Raw genomic sequence first — 20509 nt, 5'->3', positions numbered from 1 at the left:
GTTCATCCGTGAGCGGCTTGACGAGTACATCGAGGAACACGAGTAGCGGATGTACTACGCCTACAAATATCGCCTCAAGCCGTCCGACGCCCACCGTGAGGAGTTGGACCGCCACCGCGATATCTGTCGGCAACTGTACAATCACACACTCTACCGTCTCAACGAGTACCAAGACAACCACGGTGAATTGCCGTCCATGACCACCCTGCGGTCGGAACTACCCGACCTCAAGCAGTGGTGGGACGGCCTTTCGGACGTGTACTCGAAGGTGCTCCAAACCGTCGTGGAACGGCTGTTCGACAACCTGAAAGGCCTCTCCAAACTCAAAGAGAACGGCTACGGCGTCGGTCACCTCAAGTGGAAGCCGCCACGGGAGTTCCGCAGTTTCACATACAATCAGTCTGGCTTCAAGCTCGACAAGAAGGGCGGTCAGACTGTGCTGTCACTCTCGAAACTCGCGGACATCCCGATTCGGCTCCACCGACCCATCCCCGACGACGCCACCGTGAAACAGGTCACGGTCAAGAAAGAACCGACGGGCGAGTGGTTCGCCACGCTCGGCGTCGAAATGGACCACGAACCGCCCGAACCGCCTGCGAATCCCGAGCAGTGCGTCGGTATCGACGTGGGGATTCTCACGTACGCTCACGACACCGACGGCCACGCGGTCGGGTCACTCGACCTCTCCGATGAACGTGAACGCTTGGAGCGTGAGCAACGGAAGCTCTCGCGCAAACAGCACGGGTCGAACAACTACGAGACCCAACGGCGACGAGTCGCGGAGTGTCACGCCGACCTCCGACGCAAGCGCCGTGACTTCTTGCATAAACTCTCGAACTACTACGCTCGGGAGTACGACCTCGTAGCGGTCGAAGACCTGAACGTGAAGGGGATGATGGAGTCGCCGTCGAACAGCCGCAACACCGCCTCTGCCGCGTGGCGGACGTTCCTCTCGTTGCTCGAATACAAGTGCGAACGGGCAGGAACACACTTCGTGGCGGTCGAACCAGCAGGGACGACCAAGGAGTGCGCGTCGTGCGGCGTCTCGACGGACAAGCCGTTGTGGGTCCGTGAACATTCCTGCCCTGCCTGCGGGTTTGAGGCAGACAGGGACGCGAACGCGGCGTGGAACATCCTTTCTCGCGGCCTCGAAGACGTAGGAGTGGGACGCTCCGAATCACCGCCTGTGGAGACTGCGCTCCCTACGGGGACCACTTCGGTTCCTGCAAAGCGCGTCGTTGAAGCAGGAAGCCCCACCCTCACGGAGCGAACGGCGCAAGCCGTGAGCGAGTAGGGTGGGGTAGTTCACCCGGCGAAGCGACCGGTTCGTCCGTGACGGTCGGGGCGGCGCGACGCCCGTCCTGTCAGGCGACGTCCCGGAGTCGCCCGAGCATCGCGTCCTTGTCGCAGTCCGTTATCGCCAGCGAGAAGCCGTCCAGGCGCGCGAGCTTCGGGGCGTGTTCCCACAGGTCCTCGCGGTCGAGGCCGTGGAGGACGACGGCGTTCGGCGTCGGCGTGACGACGCGCATCGCGACCAGCGGGGACTCGCCGCGCGTGACGTTCGTGAACACCAGCGCGCGACTCGTGCTCTGGCCGTAGAGGCTGTAGAACTCCTCGCTGGAGAGGCGGGTGATTGCCTGGATGCTGTCGATGACCGTGTGGCCCGACACCTGCGTCTGGCCGCCGTCCGCGAGCTCCTCGGCGTCGATGGCGTCGTAGAACCGCTCTAGGTCGATGGCGGTCGGATACTCCTGGAGGTCGTTGACGATGTCGCTGTCGAAGCCCGCGGAGACGACGCGGGCGTACTGTCGAATCCGGTCGCCGCCCCGGCGCTCGTCGATGTCCAGCAGGGCCGCGACGACGCGGCTGACGACGCCGATGCCGGGGTTGTCGCGCCGACCGCTCTCGTAGTCGCTGACGACCGACGACGACACCTCCAGCTGGTCGGAGAGGTCGGTCTGGGAGACGTCGAAGTCCGTGCGCCACTTCCGGAGCGTCGCCCCGGGGTCGTCGCTCAGCGTCACCTCTCCCGCGATGCGCTCGGCGAGGCGGCGACGTGCGTCGGTCATGTCTCCGTCTGTGCGAGTTGCCCGCAAAAGCGTGTCGATGTCGGGGTTCGACGAGCGACGAAACGGTCAGCCGAGCGTCACGTCGAGATACAGCATCACGACGACGCCGACCAAAAAGACCCGTGGACCTGCCTCTCGATTCGAACGCGTCCTTTAACCGCGCGAGGCCCCCAGAGCGAGGCATGCAGAGCCTCGAAGCCGAACTCGAGCAGGCCCGGGCGCTCGACCCCGACGACCTCGCGGACGCCATCGAGGCCATCGGGTTCGAGTGTACGCGCTGCGGCGCCTGCTGCAAGTCGGAGGAGGACGACCCTCACACCGCGACGGTGTTCCCCGACGAGGTCCGGACGCTCCAGGACGCCACGGGGGAGACGTGGCGCGACGTCGCCCGGCCGATGCCGTACGGTCTGGAGGACGCGGACGGCGACCCGGCCGGCGAGACGTTCGAGTGGGCGCTCGGGACGGACGGCTGCGGCGACTGCCGGTTCTACGCGGAGGACGACGACGGCACCGGCGCCTGCACGGTCCACGCCGACCGCCCGCTGGTCTGTCGGACCTACCCGTTCAGCGTCGCGCTCGGCGGCACCAGCCAGCCGATGGGCGAGGCGGTCGACGAGGAGGGGCTGGTCCGCGCCCACGAGTGCGAGGGGCTGGGCCGGGACATCTCGCGGGGCGACGCCGAGGAGCTGGCGGGCGCGCTGAAAGAGCGCGCTGTCCGGGAGATAGAGGAGGCCATCGCGGTCCGGGACGAGTACGAACCGGCGAACCCCGGCGCGGGCGAGGTGGTCGTCCACGATTCGGAGGGCGCGAAGCGGCCGGACGGGACGCCGTACGAGGGGTAGGTCCCACTCACTTTTTGTTCGGCGACCCGAAGGGTGGCGTATGACCGACGAGCAACCGGACCGAAAGGAGTCCGGGTTCAAGGAGACGACCCGCGTTCGGACGGCCCGCGAGCGCCTCCGCGAGGTGGTCGCCGGCCACGACCGCACCGAGCGAGTCCCGCTGGACGCGGCGGATGGGCGGGTGCTCGCCGAGGCGGTCGTCGCCGAGCGGAACGTTCCCCACTACCCGCGGGCGGCGATGGACGGGTTCGCCGTGCGCGCCGAGGACACCTTCGGCGCGAGCGACCGCTCGCCCGAGATTCTGCGCAGCGCGGGCGAGGCAGCGTCGGTGGAACCGGGCGCGGCGGTCCGGGTCCACACCGGCAGCGAACTCCCAGAGGGCGCGGACGCCGTCGTGATGATAGAGCACGCGGACGAGCGAGGCGGCGACCTGGAGGTCTTCGACGCCGTCGGGGCGGGCGAGAACGTCGCGCCGGTCGGCGAGGACGTGGAATCGGGCCAGCGCCTCTACGACGCGGGCCACCGCCTGCGTCCCTCCGACCTCGGCCTCCTGAAGTCCGTCGGCGTGCGCGAGGTCGAGGCGTACGAACCGCCGTCGGTGGCCGTGATTCCGACCGGCGAGGAACTGGTCGCCGAGGACCCCGCGCCGGGCGAGGTGGTCGAGACGAACGGGCTCACCGTCTCGCGGTACGTCGAGCGCTGGGGCGGTGCGGCGACCTACCGGGACGTGGTGACCGACGACCCGGACGCCCTGCGCGAGGCCGTCGAGCGCGACAGCGACCACGACGTGGTCGTCACGACCGGCGGGTCGTCGGTCGGCGAGCGCGACCTGCTCCCCGAGGTCGTCTCGGAACTGGGCGAGGTGGTCGTCCACGGCGTCGCGCTGAAGCCCGGCCACCCCGTCGCGCTCGGCGTCGTCGAGGAGACGCCGGTCGTGATGCTCCCCGGCTACCCCGTCGCCTGCATCGTCAACGCCGTGCAGTTCCTCCGCCCCGCGACGAAGTGGGCCGGGAACCTGCCCGTCCCCGACCCGCCGACGACGGACGCCCGACTCGACCGGAAGATACGGAGCGAACCCGGCGTCCGGACGTTCGCGCGGGTGTCTCTGGCTGACGAGGACGGCGAGCGCGTCGCCACGCCGACGCGGGCCAGCGGTTCGGGAATCCTCTCCAGCGTCGCGCTGGCCGACGGCTGGGTCGTCGTCCCCGAGGCGAGCGAGGGGATTCCGGCGGACGAGGTCGTCGCAGTCCAGGACTGGGAGGCCCTGCCATGACCGGTCTCCCGTTCCCGGAGCGTCCGACGGCTCGCATCCGCGGGCGACCCGCGACGCCGGGGGGTGACGTCAGTGAGTGACCGCAAGGAGTTCCGTGACCTCGCGCCGCCCGAGCGAGCGCACGAGGCCATCGCCTCGCTCGACCTCGACCCCGACCCCGAGACGGTTCCCCTCGACGACGCCCAGGGCCGGGTCCTCGCGGAGCGGCTGGACGCCGCCCTCGACGTACCGGGGTTCGACCGCGCGAGCATGGACGGGTACGCCGTCCGGGCGCGGGACACCTTCGGTGCCGACGAGGCCGACCCCGTCGTCCTCGACCTCGTCGGGACGGTTCACGCGGGCGAGAAGCCGGACGCCGCGGTCGGCGAGGGCGAGGCGGTCGAGATATCGACCGGCGCGGTGATGCCGGACGGCGCGGACGCGGTGGTGATGGTCGAGCGGACCGACGAGGTGGCCGACGACGGCCCGGGCGTCGCGGTCCGGACCGCGCTCGCGCCGGGGGACAACGTGATGCTCGCCGGGGCGGACGTCGCGGCTGGCGAGCGCGCACTCGGCCCCGGAACGCGGCTCACGGCCCGCGAGATCGGCCTGCTGTCCGCGCTCGGCGTCGACGAGGTGCCGGTCCGGGGCCGCCCGCGGGTCGGCATCATCTCGACGGGCGACGAACTCGTCCGGCCGGGCGGCGACCTCGACAGCGCCGCGGGCGAGATCTACGACGTGAACAGCTACACCGTCGCGGCGGCGGTCGAGGAGGCCGGCGGCGTCCCCGAACTCTACCCCCACGCCGGCGACGACTACGAGGAGATGGAGCGTATCCTGCTGGAGGCGGCCGGGGAGTGCGACCTCGTGCTCTCGTCGGGGTCGACCAGCGCGAGCGCGGTGGACGTCATCTACCGCGTCGTCGAGGAGGGCGGCGAACTCCTGCTGCACGGCGTCGCGGTCAAGCCCGGCAAGCCGATGCTCGTCGGCCGCCTGAACGAGTCGGCGTACGTCGGGCTGCCGGGCTACCCGGTCTCGGCGCTCACCATCTTCCGGACGTTCGTCGCGCCGGCGGTCCGCGAGGCGGCGGGGCTGCCGGAGCCGCGGACCGCGACCGTCGCCGCCGAGATGGCCGTCGAGGAGCGCTACGGTGAGGGCCGCACCCGGCTGATGCCGACCGGTCTCGTGGAGGACGCGACGGGGACGACGCTCGCCTATCCCGTGGACAAGGGCAGCGGCGCGACGACGAGCCTCGTGGAGGCCGACGGCGTGATCGAGGTGCCGGCCGACACCGCCTACCTCGCCGAGGGTGAGTCGGTCAACGTGCAACTGTTCTCGCCGGACGTGCGCCCGCCGACCGTCTTCGGCGTCGGCGAGGACGACCCCGCGCTCTCGCGGCTGCTCGACCGACTCGACCGACCGCGCTACCTCGCGGTCGGGAGTCGGCAGGGGCTGCGTCGACTCCGCGACGGCGTGCCGGACTTCGCGGTGGTCACGGGCGAGCGGACGGAGGACGTCGACGCGACGGAACTCGCCTCGTACCGCCGGGAGTGGGGGCTGGTCGTCCCCTCGGGGAACCCCGAGGGCGTCGACGGACTCGCCGACCTGGTCGACCGGGACCTGCGGTTCGTCAACCGCGGGACCGACTCGGGCCTGCGGACGACGCTCGGTAACGCCCTCGCGGACCTGGCCGACGACCGCGACGTCTCGCGCCACGACCTCGTCGAGTCCATCGCCGGGTTCGAACTCGCGGCGAAGGCCCACGAGAGCCCCGCGCGGAAGGTCGCGGCGGGCGAGGCGGACGCCGGTCTCGGCCTGCGGGCGACCGCCGAGAAGCTGGGACTGGGGTTCGTCTCGCTCGGCGAGGAGGAGGTCCGGGTGCTGGGGAACGACGCGCGGCTGGAGAAGGCGGGGGTTCGAGCGCTCCGGGAGGCCCTCGATTCGGCGCTAGTCGGTGTACTCGACGGACTGACCGGCGTTCGACAGTAGCTCCTCGAACGTCTCGACGCGGTAGTCGCCGAGCACGCAGTGTCGACGGTTGTCGGGTCCGTGGCGCTCGACGTGGACGGCGTCGAGGCCCGCGTTCCACGCCGCGCCGACGTCGCTGGAGCCGTCGCCGGCGAGGACGCCGCGCTGACCCGCGTGAGCGCCGATTTCGCTCATCGTGTACTCGACCGGGGACGGGTCGGGCTTCCAGCCCAGTTCCTCGTCGCAGCAGACGACGGCGTCGAACCAGTCGCGGATGCCGAGTTCGTCGATGACGGGGTGGGCGAGGAACGGCTGGCAGTGCGTCACGAGGCCGACCGGACAGTCGAGGTCCGCGACGAACGCGGCGTCGTCGTAGAGGAAGGTCTCCTCCGCCCGTAACTGCGGGTCCTCGATGTCGTGGAACGCCTCCCAGAACGTCGGCGGGTCGATACCCCACTCGCGCAACTGGGCGTCCCGCGACCCGCCGAGTCCGTGCCAGATGATTTCCGCCTCGCGGTCGGTGAACTCCCGACCGAGGCGGTCGCTCACGCGGTCGAACACCTCGCGGGTGTACGACCACTCCGTGTCGATGAGCGTGCCGTCCAGGTCGAGCAGCCAGAAGTCGTACTCGCGGGCGACCATCGGGACTGTTAGTGTAGCATCCCCGTAACCATAAGCATTTTGACTGGAGCTCCGAGAGGAACTCGCTCTCGCGCCCCCGGAACACCCTCCTTCAAGACCCGCGCTACCGACTCGGTTACCATGACGAAACAGGACCGCCTGGACGAGTTTCTCGCCGAGCGCGACCTCGAATCCGTCTGGTTCGCCCGGCCGAACTCCTTCGCCTGGCTCACCGGCGGGGACAACGTCGTCGACCGCGCCGGTGACGTCGGCGTCGCGGCAGTGGGCTACGACGGCGACGGTCTCCGTGTCGTCACGAACGACATCGAGGCCCAGCGGCTTCGGGACGAGGAACTGGACGACGACGTGCCCGTCGCGGAGTTTCCGTGGTACGAGTCGTCGCTCGCGGAGGCGGTGGCGGAGCGCGCCGCGACGCCCGCGGCGGCGGACTTCGACGTGCCGGGCTTCGAGTCCGTCGACGCGTCGCCGCTGCGCCAACCGCTCACGGACCAGGACGTCGACCGCTACCGCGAACTCGGCGAGACGACGGCCCGCGCGGTCGAGGCCATCTGCGCCGAACTCGAATCGACCGACACCGAGCGCGAGGTGGCGTCCGCGGTCCGGGGCGCGCTCGACGCCCGCGGCATCGAGTCGCCCGTGGCGCTGGTCGGCGGTAGCGAGCGCGCCCAGAAGTACCGCCACTACACGCCGACCGACGCCGAACTCGGCGACTACGCGCTCGTCTCCGTCACCGCCGAACGCGACGGCCTCCACGCCAGCCTCACCCGGACCGTCGCGTTCGACCAGCCGGAGTGGCTGCCCCAGCGCCACCAGGTCGCCGCCACGGTCGAGGTGACCGCGCTCGCCGCCACCCGGCGCGTCGCGGAACTGGACGGTCGCGCGTCGGACGTGTTCGACGCCATCCGGGCGGCTTACGAGCATCTCGGCCACCCCGACGAGTGGCAGCGTCACCACCAGGGCGGTGCGGCAGGCTACGCCGGCCGCGAGTGGATAGCCACGCCGACGACGGACGCCGAGATACGCCTCCCGATGGCGTTCGCCTGGAATCCGACGGTCCAGGGCGCGAAGAGCGAGGACACCGTCCTCGTCGACGAGGACGGCATGGAGGTGCTGACCGAGACCGGCGAGTGGCCGACACAGCCCGTGATGGCCTACGACTACGAGGCGGCGCTCGAACGTCCCGCCGTGCTCGAACCGTAGCACCCCTCGTTCGACGCCTGTCGAAGGTAGATTCGACGCGTTCGGATACCTTTTTACACGAGGGGACGGACGTACCGCGCATGGGACTCGACGAGGACTCTCTCGATTACCACCGGCGCGAACCGCCGGGGAAGATCGAGATTTCGACGACGAAACCGACCAACACACAGCGCGACCTGAGCCTGGCGTACTCCCCCGGGGTCGCCGCACCCTGCAACGAGATCGACGCCGACGCCGAAGCGGCGTACTCCTACACCGCGAAGGGGAACCTCGTCGGCGTCGTCTCGAACGGCAGCGCCGTGCTCGGCCTCGGCGACATCGGCGCCCAGGCGTCCAAACCCGTGATGGAGGGCAAGGGCGTGCTGTTCAAGCGGTTCGCCGACATCGACGTGTTCGACCTCGAACTGGAACAGGCCGACCCCGAGGACATCGTCCGGACCGTCAGCGCGATGGAACCGACGTTCGGCGGCATCAACCTGGAGGACATCAAGGCCCCGGAGTGTTTCGAGATAGAGGAACGGCTCCGGGAGGAGATAGACATCCCCGTCTTCCACGACGACCAGCACGGGACCGCCATCATCAGCGGGGCCGCCTTGTTGAACGCCACCGAGATAAACGGCAAGGACCTCGAAAACCTCGAAATCGTCTTCTCCGGTGCCGGAGCGTCGGCCATCGCCACCGCGCGCTTCTACGTCAGCCTGGGCGCGCGCAAGGAGAACATCACGATGTGTGACTCCTCCGGCATCATCACCGAGAACCGGGCCGCCCGCGGCGACGTCAACGAGTACAAGACCGAGTTCGCCCGCGACGTGCCGGAGGGCGACCTGGCCGACGCCATGGCGGGCGCCGACGTGTTCGTCGGCCTCTCGGTCGGCGGCATCGTCAGCCAGGAGATGGTTCGCTCGATGGCCGCCGACCCGGTCATCTTCGCCATGGCGAACCCGGACCCCGAAATCGGCTACGAGGAGGCGAAGGCCGCCCGCGACGACACCGTCATCATGGCGACCGGGCGCTCGGACTATCCGAACATGGTGAATAACGTCCTCGGGTTCCCCTTCATCTTCCGCGGCGCGCTCGACGTGCGCGCGAGCGACATCAACGAGGACATGAAGGTCGCCGCCGCGGAGGCGCTCGCCGACCTCGCCAAGAAGGACGTGCCCGACGCCGTCGTCAAGGCGTACGGCGACCAGCCGCTCCAGTTCGGCCCCGACTACATCATCCCGAAACCGCTCGACCCCCGCGTCCTCTTCGAGATCGCGCCCGCCGTCGCCGAGGCCGCGATGGAGTCCGGCGTCGCCCGGAGCGAACTCGACACCGACGAGTACGTCGAGACGCTCGAAGCCCGCCTCGGCAAGTCCCGCGAGATGATGCGCGTCGTGCTGAACAAGGCCAAAAGCGACCCGAAGCGCGTCGCGCTCGCCGAGGGCACGGACGAGAAGATGATCCGCGCCGCCTACCAGATTCGCGACCAGGGCATCGCCGAACCGGTGCTCATCGGCGACCAGGCGGAGATAGCGGCGACCGCCGACGACCTCGGACTGGACTTCGACCCCACGGTCGCGGACCCGTCGACCGGCGACTACGAGGCGTACGCCGACCGCCTGTACGAACTCCGCCGGCGCAAGGGAATCACCCGTAGCGAGGCCGGCGAACTCGTCCGGAAGGACAGCAACTACTTCGGCAGCGTGATGGTCGAACAGGGCGACGCCGACGCGATGCTGACCGGCCTCACCCATCACTACCCCTCCGCGCTCCGGCCGCCGCTCCAGGTCATCGGCACCGCGCCGGACGCCGACTACGCGGCGGGCGTCTACCTCCTCACCTTCAAGAACCGCGTCGTCTTCTGCGCCGACGCGACGGTCAACCAGGACCCCGACGAGGAGGTCCTCGCGGAGATCACCCGCCACACCGCCGAACTCGCGCGCCGGTTCAACGTCGAACCGCGCGCCGCGATGCTGTCGTACTCGAACTTCGGCAGCGTCGACAACGAGGGAACGCGGAAACCCCGCCGCGCCGCCGAGACCCTGCGCGAGGACCCCTCCGTGGACTTCCCGGTCGACGGCGAGATGCAGGCCGACACCGCCGTCGTCTCCGACATCCTGAACGGCACCTACGAGTTCTCGGACCTCGACGACCCCGCGAACGTGCTCGTGTTCCCGAACCTCGAGGCCGGCAACATCGGCTACAAGCTCCTCCAGCGCCTCGGCGGCGCGGAGGCCATCGGCCCGATGCTGGTCGGCATGGACAAGCCCGTCCACGTCCTCCAGCGCGGCGACGAGGTCAAAGACATCGTGAACCTCGCTGGCGTCGCGGTCGTCGACGCCCAGCAGAACGAGTAGGCGGCCGGGTCTCCGGCGCGAACTTCTGCGGAGTCGGGGCGTCCCGGCGGTGGCCGGAGCTACTCCCCGGAGGCGGCCAACCGGTGACCGCAGTAATCGCAGGTCGGGTCGTCGACGCGATTGCGAGCGCCGCACGCCGGACAGTTCACCTTCTCCCGTTGTGGCTCTCCGTCGAACACGTCGCTCAGGTCCGTGAACTTCAACGCGCCGAGGAAGACGAGGACGCCGACGACCCAGCCGACCGGCCCCATGTAGAACAGGACCGCGAGAAACGCCGCGACGACGAGCCAGACAGCGAGGGCGACGACCTGCTCCGCTTCGATTCGCATACTACCTAATAGAAACCAACACTGATTTAACGATTTCGCGCGGGCACGTCGGTACGGGCCGCGGTCGGCGTGCCCTCGCGGGCGCGTTCGACCGCGCTCGGCTATCGACTCGCCGCGGTTCACTCGCCGGTCGTCGTGGTCGTTCCACCGTCGCCGCTTCCCGTCTCGACGTCGCCGCGCATCGCCTGCGGGTGGTACTCGCAGTAGTACTGGTTCATCTCCTTCGACGCGGTGAACGTCAGCGACACCGTCTTGCCCTGCTCTTCGGCGTCGTCGCTCTTCTCCAGCGTCTTGCCGCTCCCGTCGACGACGAGCAGTTCGTGCTCCTTTCCGTCGAGGTTGGTCCACTCGATGGTGTACTGCTGGCCGGGAGTCAGCGTCAGCGTCGGGTTCTGCTTGCCCGCGATAGCTTTCGGGGCCTTGCCGACCCAGCCGCCGGTTTTCGCACCCAGTCGCACGGTCTGGCTCTCGCTCTTCGTCGACCCGGTCGTGGTCGATTCCGTCGCGGTCGACTCCGTCGTGGTCGTCTCGCCGCCGGACCCGCCTCCGTCGTCGCTGGTGCAACCGGCGAGCAGTGCGGTGGGAAGGGCGACGCTCGTCATTTCGAGGACCGTTCGGCGGTCTACTTTCGGTTCGGAGTCCATACGTACGTCCGGTCGTGGGATGGGGACCCGGAGAAAAGTACCGGCCACTCGTCGGTGAAAAAACACGACGGCGGTACGAATTCCGACACTCGGAGCTGTCGAACGGCCGGGGTGGAGCGTCGGCCCTCCGATTTACAAGCGTCTCTGTCGTCGGTCGGGAACGTGTCGAAGGACCACTACCGCTGTGAGGCCTGCGGGAAGGAGTTCGACTCCGAGACCGAACTGGAAAAGCACCTGCGCGAGCAGGGGCTGGTGGACTGACCCCGTCGCTAGCCGCTGACGTGGCGGTCGGACCGCGACGGCGGCGGAATCTGGGTCTCGTCGGACTCGGACGTGTCCGGGAGCAGGCACTGTGCTGGTTCGCGGTTCACGTGGGCGTACTCCTCGGGCGCGTTGGCGAGCGGGTGTGCGGGATTCTGCTCGCTGCGGACCCGAGCGGCGCGGAGTTCGCCGAACCCGGCGACGCGGGCGCGGATACCGCGCCAGTGGTTCCGACTGGCGGCGGCCACGGAGAACGGTCGCGGCGGGCGCCAGTCGGTTCGACGGCCCGCGAGTACGGCCTTGTTGACGTTCGCCGCGAGTTCGTCGTGGTCGACGAGCACGCCGACGCGGGCGTCGACGGGCGCACGGGCGGCGAGTACGTCGAGACCGAGGTGGAGCGCCCGATACTCGGCGACGTTGTTGTCGGGCATCTCGTCGGGGAGCGAGAGTCGGGTGACACACTCGCCGTCGCGCGTTTCGATGATGACGCCGAGCCCTCCCTCGCCGGAGTCGTGACTGAACGAACCGTCGGTGGCGACGTAGAAGTCACGATGGTGGGTGTGCGGTGGATGGGCGATGTGCGGCGTGGGCGACTCGTCGAACAGGTCCCGCAACCGGGGACGGCGGCCGTGAACGGCCATACGCTCGCTAACACCTGTTCGAACTTAAAGATGAAGGCTGCACTGTCCGGCGAATCTCCCGGAGCCGACAGTCCGGAAGTCCGGTTCGAGTCCGTTGCCGTCGTCGCTCCTGGTCGCATGCACCGGACCGCTTTCGCTCCCGGCACTTCCCATATACAATTTTATCTACCAATTCTGATACGGTAGTAGTATTTATATTCTTACCTAAATTGGAATTTCATATAATTTACCTCGATGCATGCTGTGGATTGGCATAGATATTTAAGTCCAAGGGAGCCATGTTGCGGGTATGTCTGACGCAAAGGTCAGTCGACGTTCGTACTTGAAGTTCGCGGGCGGTGCGGCGGCCTCGGCGGCGCTCGCCGGCTGTACTGGCGGTAATCAGGACGGCAACGGAACCACGACCACCGGCGGTGGCGGCGGCGAACCGCCGGAGAACTTCCAGGTTACTATCACGCAGGGCCAGATGCCGTCGACGCTGGACCCGCACAACCACCGCGAGACGACGACCGACAACGTCGTTCTCCAGGCGTACGAGGGGCTGCTGGCGCGCGACGCGGAGGGGAAGATAATCAGCAAGCTGGCGACGGAGCACGAACGCGTCGAGAAGGGGACGGTGAAGTTCACCATCCGGGAGGGCGTCACGTTCCACAACGGTGACGAACTGACCCCCGAGGACGTCGCCTTCAGCATCAACCGCATCGTCGAGCCCGACACCGGCGGCCTGGAGAGCCCCCAGCGCGACCAGCTCTCGGGCGTGACCGGGGCCGAAGTCGTCGACGGCGAGCGTGCCGTGCGGGTGAACTCCGAGGGCATCAACCCCGTCGTGTTCTCGCTGTTCGCGTCCTACTGCGACGTCATGCAGAAGTCGTGGGTCCAGAACACGGACCAGATAGCCAAGAAGATGAACGGGACCGGCCCGTTCGAGCTGCAGAACTACAACGAGAGCGTCCGCGTCGTGTTCCAGCGGTACGGGGACTACTGGCGCGACCCGGCCGACGTCTCGAAGCTCACGTTCGAGGCCGCGAAGGAGTCGAGCACGCGCGTGAACCAGTTGCTGAACGGCGAAACGGACATCGTCGTCAACGTCCCGCCGCAGTCCGCGGGCCGGGTCAAGAACTCGAACGGGGCGCGCATCGCACCCGTGCCGAGCACGCGAATCATCTACAACGCGATGCGCTACGACGTCGAGCCGTTCTCCAGCCAGAAGTTCCGCCGGGCGCTGAACCTCGCCATCGACCTGCCGAGCATCATCGAGAACATCCTCTCCGGCTTCGCCGATTCCACCGGACAGCCGACGCTGGAGGGGTTCACCGGATACAACGGCAACGTCGACCCCTACCCGGCGAACAAACAGAAGGCCCAGCGGTTGGTGGAGGAGAGCGGCCACGCCGGGGCGAGCATCACGCTCCACACGCCGGTCGGACGCTACCTCAAGGACGTCGAGATCGCCCAGGCCGTCTCGCGCCAGATAGACCAGCTGAACAACGTCAGCTGCTCGGTCCAGCAGCGGGACTTCACCTCGCTGGCGGGCGAGCTGACCGACGGCGACATCGAGACCGGCCCGAACTTCTATCTCATCGGCTGGGGGAACGCGACGTTCGACGCCAGCCAGACGATCATCCCCCTGCTGACCACGGACGGGGCGCTCACCTCGTACAGCAACGACAGGGTCGACCGGCTGATGCAGGAGGCCCAGAACATGTCGGACGGCGACCAGCGCAAGCAAAAGTTACAGCAGGCCAACAAGATACTCCACGACCAGGCGCCGTGGATATTCCTCAACCGCCAGTACAGCGTCTACGGCGTCAACCAGGAACTCCAGTGGGAGGCCCGCCGCGACGAACGGATCAACGCCTACGGAATCTCCCAGAAGTAACGCCATGCAGGCAGCTTCGAGGGGGTGGTCGTAGATGTCGATGGGTCGATTCCTACTCAAACGGAGCCTCCAGGGTGTCTTCGTCATCTGGGGCGTCGTGACCGTAGTGTTCCTGCTCCGGTTCATCACCCCGGGCAGTGCGATAACGTTCATCGCCCCTCTCGACGCCAGCCCCCAGTTGAAACGACAGATAGCGCAGGAACTGGGGCTGAACCAGCCGATATACGTCCAGTACTTCGATTACCTCTGGGCGCTGCTGCACGGCGACATGGGCTACTCGTACATCTCGGGGACGCAAGCGAGCACGCGCATCTTCGCTCGGCTCCCGGCGACGCTGGAACTCGCCATCGCGGCGAGCGTCGTCGCCGTCGTTCTCTCGATTCCGCTCGGCGTCGTCAGCGCGACCCGCCGCCACGAACCCCTCGACTACGCGGCGACGACGTTCTCGCTCGCCGGCATCAGCACGCCGAACTTCTGGCTCGGCATCATGCTGGTGCTGGTGGTTGCCGTCGGCGGCCCGCTCCCGACGAGCCAGCGCATCGTCGGGTTCGGCGAGGCGACGACGATGTTGCTGACCGAGGGGAGCCTGAGCGGCTTCGTGACCTGGCTCAGCCACATCGTCCTCCCGGCCATCACGCTCGGGACGTACTTCACCGCGCTCATCACGCGACTGACCCGGAGCGGAATGCTGGACGAACTCGGGAAGACGTACATCCGCGCCTCGCGGGCGAAGGGGCTGCCGGAGACGCTCGTGCGGTACAAGCACGCGCTCCGGAACACCCTCATCCCGGTCATCACCGTTCTCGGCCTCCAGCTCGGGACGCTCATCGGCGGCGCGGTCATCACCGAGCAGGTGTTCGCGTGGCCCGGTCTGGGGACGCTGATAATCAACTCCATCAACGCCCGCGACTGGCCGCTGATTCAGGGGTCGCTCATCGTCGTCGGCACCGGCTTCGTCGTGCTGAACATCCTCGTCGACGCGCTGTACGCCTACATCAATCCACAGGTGGTCTACGAATGACATCGCAGGTGGTTCTCGAATGATATCGCCGCGCACGCTTCGAAATCTCGAACGGGAGTTCCGACAGAGCCTGCTCGCCAAGGTCGGCGTCGTCATCGTCGTCGTCGTCCTCTTCGTGGCGGTGTTCGCGCCGATGCTGGCGCCGCACAACCCGCACAACCAGAACCTCGACGATTCGAACCTGCCGCCGCTCGGGTTCAGCAAGAAGACGACGGAGACGAGTTCCGAACTCGTCAACGGAAGCATCCAGGTCGTCAACAACACGACCTACGTCGAGGCGCAACCGTCCCACCCCCTGGGCACCGACAACCTCGGGCGCGACATGCTCTCGCGGGTCATCTACGGGGCGCGCACGTCGCTGCTCGTCGGCCTCTTCGGGACGGCCCTGGCGTTGCTCATCGGGGTGGTCGTCGGCCTCGTGGCGGGCTACTACGGCGAACTGGTGGACGACGCGCTGATGCGTAGCGCCGACATCATGCTGGCGTTCCCCTCGCTCGTGCTGGCCATCGCGCTGGTCGGACTGTTCAGGCGCGCCGTCTTCAGGTTCCCGGACCCCATCGTCGCGGCCGGGTTCGAACCCGGGATGCCCGAGACCGTCGCGCTCCCGGGAACGGTGGTGCTGGTCGTCGCGCTGGTGAACTGGGTGTGGTTCGCCCGGGTCGCCCGCGGCGAGGCGCTGACCGTCGAGAGCGAGGAGTACGTGAAGGCCGCCCGGTCGGTCGGCGCGAGCGACCCCTTCATCCTGCGCAAGCACGTCCTGCCGAACAGCGTGACCCCCATCATCGTGCTGGCGACCATCCAGATAGCGGCCATCATCCTGCTGGAGAGCGCGCTGTCGTATCTCGGGTTCTCCGGCGTGAACCTCTCGTGGGGGTTCGACATCGCGCAGGGACGCGACTACCTCGCCACGTCGTGGTGGATATCGACGATTCCGGGAATCGCCATCGTGCTGACGGTCATCGGCATCAACCTCCTCGGTGACTGGCTCCGCGACGCGCTCGACCCCGGCATCGAGGGCGAGGGAGGTGGCGTGTGAGCGACCGCGACCTGCTTCGGGTGCGCGACCTCTCGACCCGCTTCTTCACGGAGAAGGGGCAGGTCAACGCCGTCGAGTCGGTCGACTTCGACGTGCGCGACGGCGAGGTGTTCGGCGTCGTCGGCGAGTCGGGGTCCGGCAAGAGCGTCACCGCGCTCTCGCTCATCGACCTCGTGGAGTCGCCCGGCCGGATAACGAGCGGCGAGGTCTGGTACCGCAACGAGACGCTGGCCGAGGAGATGACCGACGAGCGCCCGGACGCCGTGGACGGCGACTTCGTCGACGTGCGCCGCCTCGACGAGCGCCAGCGGCGCGCGCTCCGGGGCCCCTCGTTCAGCATGATATTCCAGGACCCGATGAGCAGTCTCAACCCCTCGCTCACCGTGGGCGAGCAGATAGCCGAGGCCGTCGAGGTCCAGCGGCGAGCGTCGGCGAACCCGCGCTCGACGCGCTCGCGCACACAGGGGTACGGCCTCGCGAAGCTCATCATGGGCAGTGTCTTCTCCAGCCAGCAGTACGTCACCGAGGAGAGTCGCGCCCGCGCCGTCGAACTGCTCGAACAGGTCGGCATCCCCGACCCCGCCGAGCGCGCCGACGAGTACCCCAACCAGTTCTCGGGCGGGATGCTCCAGCGGGCGATGGTCGCGCAGGCACTGGCGGGCGAACCGGACCTGCTCATCGCGGACGAGCCGACGACGGCGCTGGACGTGACCATCCAGGCCCAGATTCTCGACCTGCTCTCCGACCTGCAGGCGGAGACGGGGATGAGCATCGTGCTCATCACGCACAACCTCGGCGTCATCGCGCGGATGTGCGACCGCGTCGGCGTGATGTACGCCGGCGAGATCGTCGAGCACGGCACGCTCGCGGACGTGTTCGACGACCCCGTCCACCCCTACACCCGGGGGCTGCTCGGGTCGATTCCGGACCTGGAGAACCCGGACCCGCGGCTCCAGCCCATCGAGGGGAACGTGCCGGACCTCCTCGACGAGGAGATGGCGGACCGCTGTTACTTCGCCGACCGCTGCCCGAAGGCGATGGAGGACTGCCTGGAGCATCCGCCGATGTTCGACGCCGCGGGCAGCGACGAACACGGGGCGCGCTGCGTGCTGGCGGAGACGGAGTACGACGAGTCGCGTGCGCTACCGGACGACTACTTCGGCGAGGGGACCGAGCGCGGTCCGGACGCCGGAACGAAGCGAACGGAGGTCGAGACCGATGACTGAACCGCTGCTCAGCGTCCGGAACCTGGAGAAGTACTACTACGAACAGGACTCGCTGTTCGACCGCCTGCTCGGGCGCGAACCCCAGAGCGTACAGGCCGTCGACGGCGTCTCCTTCGACGTCCACGAGGGGGAGACGCTCGGACTGGTCGGCGAGTCCGGCTGTGGCAAGTCGACGACGGGCGAGACGCTGCTCGGCCTGCGCGAACCGACCGGCGGGCGAGTCGAGTTCGACGGCGAGAACGTCTTCGACGTGGACGACCTCACGCCGTTCCGCAAGCGCGCCCAGGTCGTCTTCCAGGACCCGTTCTCCAGCCTCGACCCGCGGATGACCGCGGGCGAAATCGTCCGCGAACCCCTGGACGTCCACGGGCTTGCGGGTCGACGCGTCGGTGTCGCTGTCGAGTTCGGTTCGGCGTGGGAGGTCACGGCGGGCGAGTACGTGGACCTCGACGCCGCAGACCCCGAGGTCCGCGTGAGACTCGCTCCTGCCGACGAGACCAGCGACGACGCTGACGACGATTCCGACGCCGTGCGCATCGACACCGACGACGACGGCCCGACCGACGAGGACGAGGTGTCTGTCTCGGTCGACGAATCGGCCCGGACCGTCCACGTCGACGTGAACAAGTCGAACAAAGGGTTGCGCCGCGAGCGCGTGATGGAACTGCTGGAGCGGGTCGGCCTCTCGGCGGACCAGATAGACCGCTACCCGCACGAGTTCTCCGGCGGGCAGCGCCAGCGCATCGGTGTCGCCCGGGCGCTGGCGCTCGAACCGGAGTTCATCGTCCTCGACGAACCCGTCTCTGCCCTCGACGTCTCCGTGCAGGCGCAGGTACTGAACCTGCTCGACGACCTCCAGGAGGAGTACGGCCTGACGTACCTGTTCATCGCCCACGACCTCTCGGTCGTCCGCCACATCTCCGACCGCGTGGCCGTGATGTATCTCGGCGAAATCGTCGAACTCGGGCCGGTCGACGAGATATTCAACGACCCCAGACATCCCTACACGCGCGCGCTGCTGGACAGCGTCCCGCGGGCCGACACCGACGAGGCGGACCGCGAGGTGCACACGCTGTCGGGCGACGTCCCCTCGCCGCGGAACCCGCCGTCCGGCTGCCGGTTCCGCACGCGCTGTCCGAGGGTCATTCCGCCGGACGACGTCCGCATCGAACAGGAGGCGTACCGCGAGGTGATGGACTACCGCGAACGCCTGGAGTCCGGCGACCTCACCCTCGACTCGGTCCGCGAACTCGCAGCGGGACCGGACGAGGACCCCGAGAGCGTCGAGGAGAGCGCCGTCAGGGAGGAGCTGTGGGCGGAGCAGTTCGACCGCGACCTCGGCGGCGAGAACCGCGCGACGGTCGCCGAGTCGTTCGACCGCCTGTTCGACGGCGACCGCGAGGGGGCCGTCGACGTCATGCGCGACCGCTTCGAGTCGGTCTGCGAGCGCCGGACGCCCGTCCTGCAGGACAGCGACCATCCGGCCGCCTGCCACCTCTACGACCAGCCCGCGACCGACGAGGACGTCAACACGGAGGACGCCCCCGGGACCGAGGTGGAGTCGTCGGCGGACGACTGACGGGCCCTCGGCTCGCGGTGGTCAGTCGGTCGCCGGGAGAAGCACCGAATCGGGGTCGGTCAGACGAAGTCGCCGAGGCCGGCCTGGTCGTCGTCCGCGTTCTCGTCGCCCTCGTCCGCCGAGCCGTCCGCGTTCTCGTCGCCCCCGGCGTCCGGCAAGTCGGTCTCGTCGCCGTCGGACTCCGCGTCGTCGCTCGACCGGACGTCGCCGTTTCCGTTCTGTCGGACACTCCCCTCGAACGCGCCGCCGGAGTGCTCGACGGCGGCCTCCTCGCGGCGTTTCTCGGCGTCCGCGACGATGTCCTGGACCTTGTTCGTGCTCTTGCCGCTGCCCGTGACGAAGGCGACGTGTTCCGCCTCCAGGTCGTAGCGGGCGGCCATCGCCACGGTCAGTTCGCGGTTCTTGCAGTGGTGGGTCATCTCGGCGAGGTAGGGGAGTATCTTCCGCCGCGCCGTCGACATGCTGACCCCGCCCTCCTGGGCTATCTTCCGGGCGACGTAGTCGCGGGTGTCGCGCGCTCCCCGACTGCTGCCGAGCTTCTGCCAGGTGCTCGGCGGGCCGTAGCGCGTCCAGCCGCCCTTCTGCCCCCGGCGGGCGGCGGCGACCCCGGCGGTCATGTTGTCGGTCGCGTAGCGCCAGTAGGAGTAGTTCTGGGTGGCGCGCACCCGCCCCAGCCAGCGGTCGGCGTTCGCCAGGAACCCGTAGGCGTCCGCGAGTTCCTCCCCCTCGTAGTCCTTCGGGACGTTGTCCTCGATCCAGCTGATGAGGTCGTCGGGCGTCTCGTCCACGTCGTAGGATGCCCGCAGCGCGCCCTCGGCGTCCTCCTTCTTGATGAGCGCGTCGAGGAAGTCGAAGATGCCCTCGGTCGTGTCGCGGTCGCCCGTGACGACGTCGTCCTCCGTGAGTCGCTCGCTCTCCTCGGCGATGGCCTGGAGGTCGTTGACCGCCGAGCGCAGGTCGCCGCTGTTCTTGTCGGCGATGGCCTGCAGGGCGTCGGACTCGAACTCCACGCCCTCCTTCCGGCAGATGTCCCGCAGCACGGGGACGATGCTCCGCGAGGAGACGTCCCGGAACTCGATGTCCTCGCAGGCGTTCCGGAGCGTGTTCGACATGTCGTAGAACTCGTTGGCGATGAGCACCATCGGCTGGCCGGCGTCCTTCACGACCTGCGTGATGGCCCGCGAACCGCCGCGGTCGACGTTGCCGTGCAGGTTGTCGGCCTCGTCCAGGATGACGAGGCGTCGCCCCGACGAACCGCCGGTCAGCGTCCCGCTCTGGGCCGCTTCGCCCGCGACGCGCTTGACGACGCTGCCCGTGCGCTGGTCGCTGGCGTTCAGTTCCATCGTCGGCCAGCCCATGTCGCTCGCCAGCGCGTGCGCGGCCGAGGTCTTGCCGACGCCGGGACTGCCGTGCAGGATGACGGCGTCCCGGTGGTCGTCCCACGTCTCGGCCCACTCCTTCAGGGCGTCGCGGGCCTTGTTGTTCCCGCGAACCTCCGAGAGCGTGCTCGGGCGGTACTTCTCCGTCCAGTCGGTCATATTATCATTATCTCCTTATGATTCATATAGTCGGCGTCCGTAC

18 protein-coding genes are annotated in these 20509 nt (G+C 68.3%); 12 read left to right on the top strand and 6 right to left on the bottom strand.

Features of this window, described 5'->3' with window-relative positions; all coding sequences use genetic code 11:
* The first annotated feature begins 49 nt into the window (after positions 1-49).
* A complete protein-coding gene (locus ACTF4R_RS10105) occupies positions 50-1294 on the top strand; it encodes an RNA-guided endonuclease InsQ/TnpB family protein (RefSeq protein WP_440007720.1) in 1245 nt (414 codons plus the stop codon).
* A 70-nt stretch (positions 1295-1364) separates the two neighbouring features.
* On the opposite strand, the gene ACTF4R_RS10100 is transcribed toward ACTF4R_RS10105, so the two are convergent.
* Entirely contained in the window at positions 1365-2069 is a 705-nt protein-coding gene (locus ACTF4R_RS10100) for a helix-turn-helix domain-containing protein (protein ID WP_440007719.1), read from the bottom strand.
* A gap of 182 nt (positions 2070-2251) precedes the next feature.
* On the opposite strand from ACTF4R_RS10100, the gene ACTF4R_RS10095 reads away from it, so the two are divergent.
* From ACTF4R_RS10095 to ACTF4R_RS10085, 3 genes are all read left to right on the top strand, one after another.
* Entirely contained in the window at positions 2252-2911 is a 660-nt protein-coding gene (locus tag ACTF4R_RS10095) for a YkgJ family cysteine cluster protein (protein ID WP_440007718.1), read from the top strand.
* Positions 2912-2951: 40 nt separating this feature from the next.
* Positions 2952-4184 (top strand): molybdopterin molybdotransferase MoeA, encoded by a 1233-nt coding sequence (locus tag ACTF4R_RS10090; protein ID WP_440007717.1) that lies wholly within the window; start codon positions 2952-2954, stop codon positions 4182-4184.
* 72 nt (positions 4185-4256) lie between these two features.
* Entirely contained in the window at positions 4257-6152 is a 1896-nt protein-coding gene (locus tag ACTF4R_RS10085; RefSeq protein WP_440007716.1) for a molybdopterin biosynthesis protein, read from the top strand.
* Here the strand turns inward: ACTF4R_RS10085 and ACTF4R_RS10080 are convergent.
* Positions 6111-6773, bottom strand: a complete 663-nt coding sequence (locus ACTF4R_RS10080) for an HAD family hydrolase (protein ID WP_440007715.1) — start codon at positions 6771-6773, stop codon at positions 6111-6113. The two genes, ACTF4R_RS10085 and ACTF4R_RS10080, sit on opposite strands and share 42 nt — an antisense overlap.
* A gap of 120 nt (positions 6774-6893) precedes the next feature.
* Here ACTF4R_RS10080 and ACTF4R_RS10075 point away from each other — a divergent pair, with 120 nt between their 5' ends.
* Together ACTF4R_RS10075 and ACTF4R_RS10070 are read left to right on the top strand one after the other, a co-directional pair.
* Positions 6894-7973 (top strand): M24 family metallopeptidase, encoded by a 1080-nt coding sequence (locus ACTF4R_RS10075; protein ID WP_440007714.1) that lies wholly within the window; start codon positions 6894-6896, stop codon positions 7971-7973.
* Positions 7974-8053: 80 nt separating this feature from the next.
* Complete coding sequence (locus ACTF4R_RS10070) at positions 8054-10312, top strand: NADP-dependent malic enzyme (protein WP_440007713.1); 2259 nt, start codon at positions 8054-8056, stop codon at positions 10310-10312.
* A 59-nt stretch (positions 10313-10371) separates the two neighbouring features.
* Here ACTF4R_RS10070 and ACTF4R_RS10065 read toward each other — a convergent pair whose 3' ends face one another.
* Complete coding sequence (locus ACTF4R_RS10065) at positions 10372-10641, bottom strand: zinc ribbon domain-containing protein (RefSeq protein WP_440007712.1); 270 nt, start codon at positions 10639-10641, stop codon at positions 10372-10374.
* Between the two features lie 119 nt (positions 10642-10760).
* On the bottom strand, positions 10761-11285 hold the full coding sequence (locus ACTF4R_RS10060; RefSeq protein ID WP_440007711.1) for a cupredoxin domain-containing protein: 525 nt from the start codon (positions 11283-11285) through the stop codon (positions 10761-10763).
* A 162-nt stretch (positions 11286-11447) separates the two neighbouring features.
* On the opposite strand from ACTF4R_RS10060, the gene ACTF4R_RS10055 reads away from it, so the two are divergent.
* Positions 11448-11546, top strand: coding sequence for a C2H2-type zinc finger protein (locus ACTF4R_RS10055; RefSeq protein WP_433625000.1), 99 nt, complete (start codon positions 11448-11450; stop codon positions 11544-11546).
* 8 nt (positions 11547-11554) lie between these two features.
* Here the strand turns inward: ACTF4R_RS10055 and ACTF4R_RS10050 are convergent, their stop codons facing one another.
* Positions 11555-12187: a ribonuclease HI gene (locus ACTF4R_RS10050; protein ID WP_440007710.1), complete on the bottom strand. Its 633-nt coding sequence runs from the start codon at positions 12185-12187 to the stop codon at positions 11555-11557.
* Positions 12188-12476: 289 nt separating this feature from the next.
* Here ACTF4R_RS10050 and ACTF4R_RS10045 point away from each other — a divergent pair, with 289 nt between their 5' ends.
* Genes ACTF4R_RS10045 through ACTF4R_RS10025 form a run of 5 tightly spaced genes read left to right on the top strand, consistent with a single transcriptional unit; the run spans position 12477 to position 18928 of the window.
* Positions 12477-14066: an ABC transporter substrate-binding protein gene (locus ACTF4R_RS10045; protein WP_440007709.1), complete on the top strand. Its 1590-nt coding sequence runs from the start codon at positions 12477-12479 to the stop codon at positions 14064-14066.
* Between the two features lie 34 nt (positions 14067-14100).
* Positions 14101-15087: an ABC transporter permease gene (locus tag ACTF4R_RS10040; protein WP_440007708.1), complete on the top strand. Its 987-nt coding sequence runs from the start codon at positions 14101-14103 to the stop codon at positions 15085-15087.
* Between the two features lie 19 nt (positions 15088-15106).
* Positions 15107-16123 (top strand): ABC transporter permease, encoded by a 1017-nt coding sequence (locus ACTF4R_RS10035; RefSeq protein ID WP_440007707.1) that lies wholly within the window; start codon positions 15107-15109, stop codon positions 16121-16123.
* Positions 16120-17349 carry an ABC transporter ATP-binding protein gene (locus tag ACTF4R_RS10030; protein WP_440007706.1) on the top strand — a complete coding sequence of 410 codons (1230 nt, stop codon included), beginning with the start codon at positions 16120-16122 and terminating at the stop codon, positions 17347-17349. The genes ACTF4R_RS10035 and ACTF4R_RS10030 overlap by 4 nt, the downstream gene beginning before the upstream one ends.
* Positions 17342-18928: an ABC transporter ATP-binding protein gene (locus ACTF4R_RS10025; RefSeq protein WP_440007705.1), complete on the top strand. Its 1587-nt coding sequence runs from the start codon at positions 17342-17344 to the stop codon at positions 18926-18928. Before ACTF4R_RS10030 ends, ACTF4R_RS10025 begins: the two co-directional genes overlap by 8 nt.
* A gap of 59 nt (positions 18929-18987) precedes the next feature.
* Here ACTF4R_RS10025 and ACTF4R_RS10020 read toward each other — a convergent pair whose 3' ends face one another.
* Complete coding sequence (locus tag ACTF4R_RS10020) at positions 18988-20466, bottom strand: replication factor C large subunit (RefSeq protein ID WP_440007704.1); 1479 nt, start codon at positions 20464-20466, stop codon at positions 18988-18990.
* Between the last annotated feature and the right edge of the window lie 43 nt (positions 20467-20509).

The organism is Halomicrococcus pelagicus, assembly GCF_051917725.1.
In the GTDB taxonomy this organism is placed as follows: Archaea; Halobacteriota; Halobacteria; order Halobacteriales; family Haladaptataceae; genus Halomicrococcus.
This window is presented reverse-complemented; position numbering and strand designations above follow the sequence as displayed.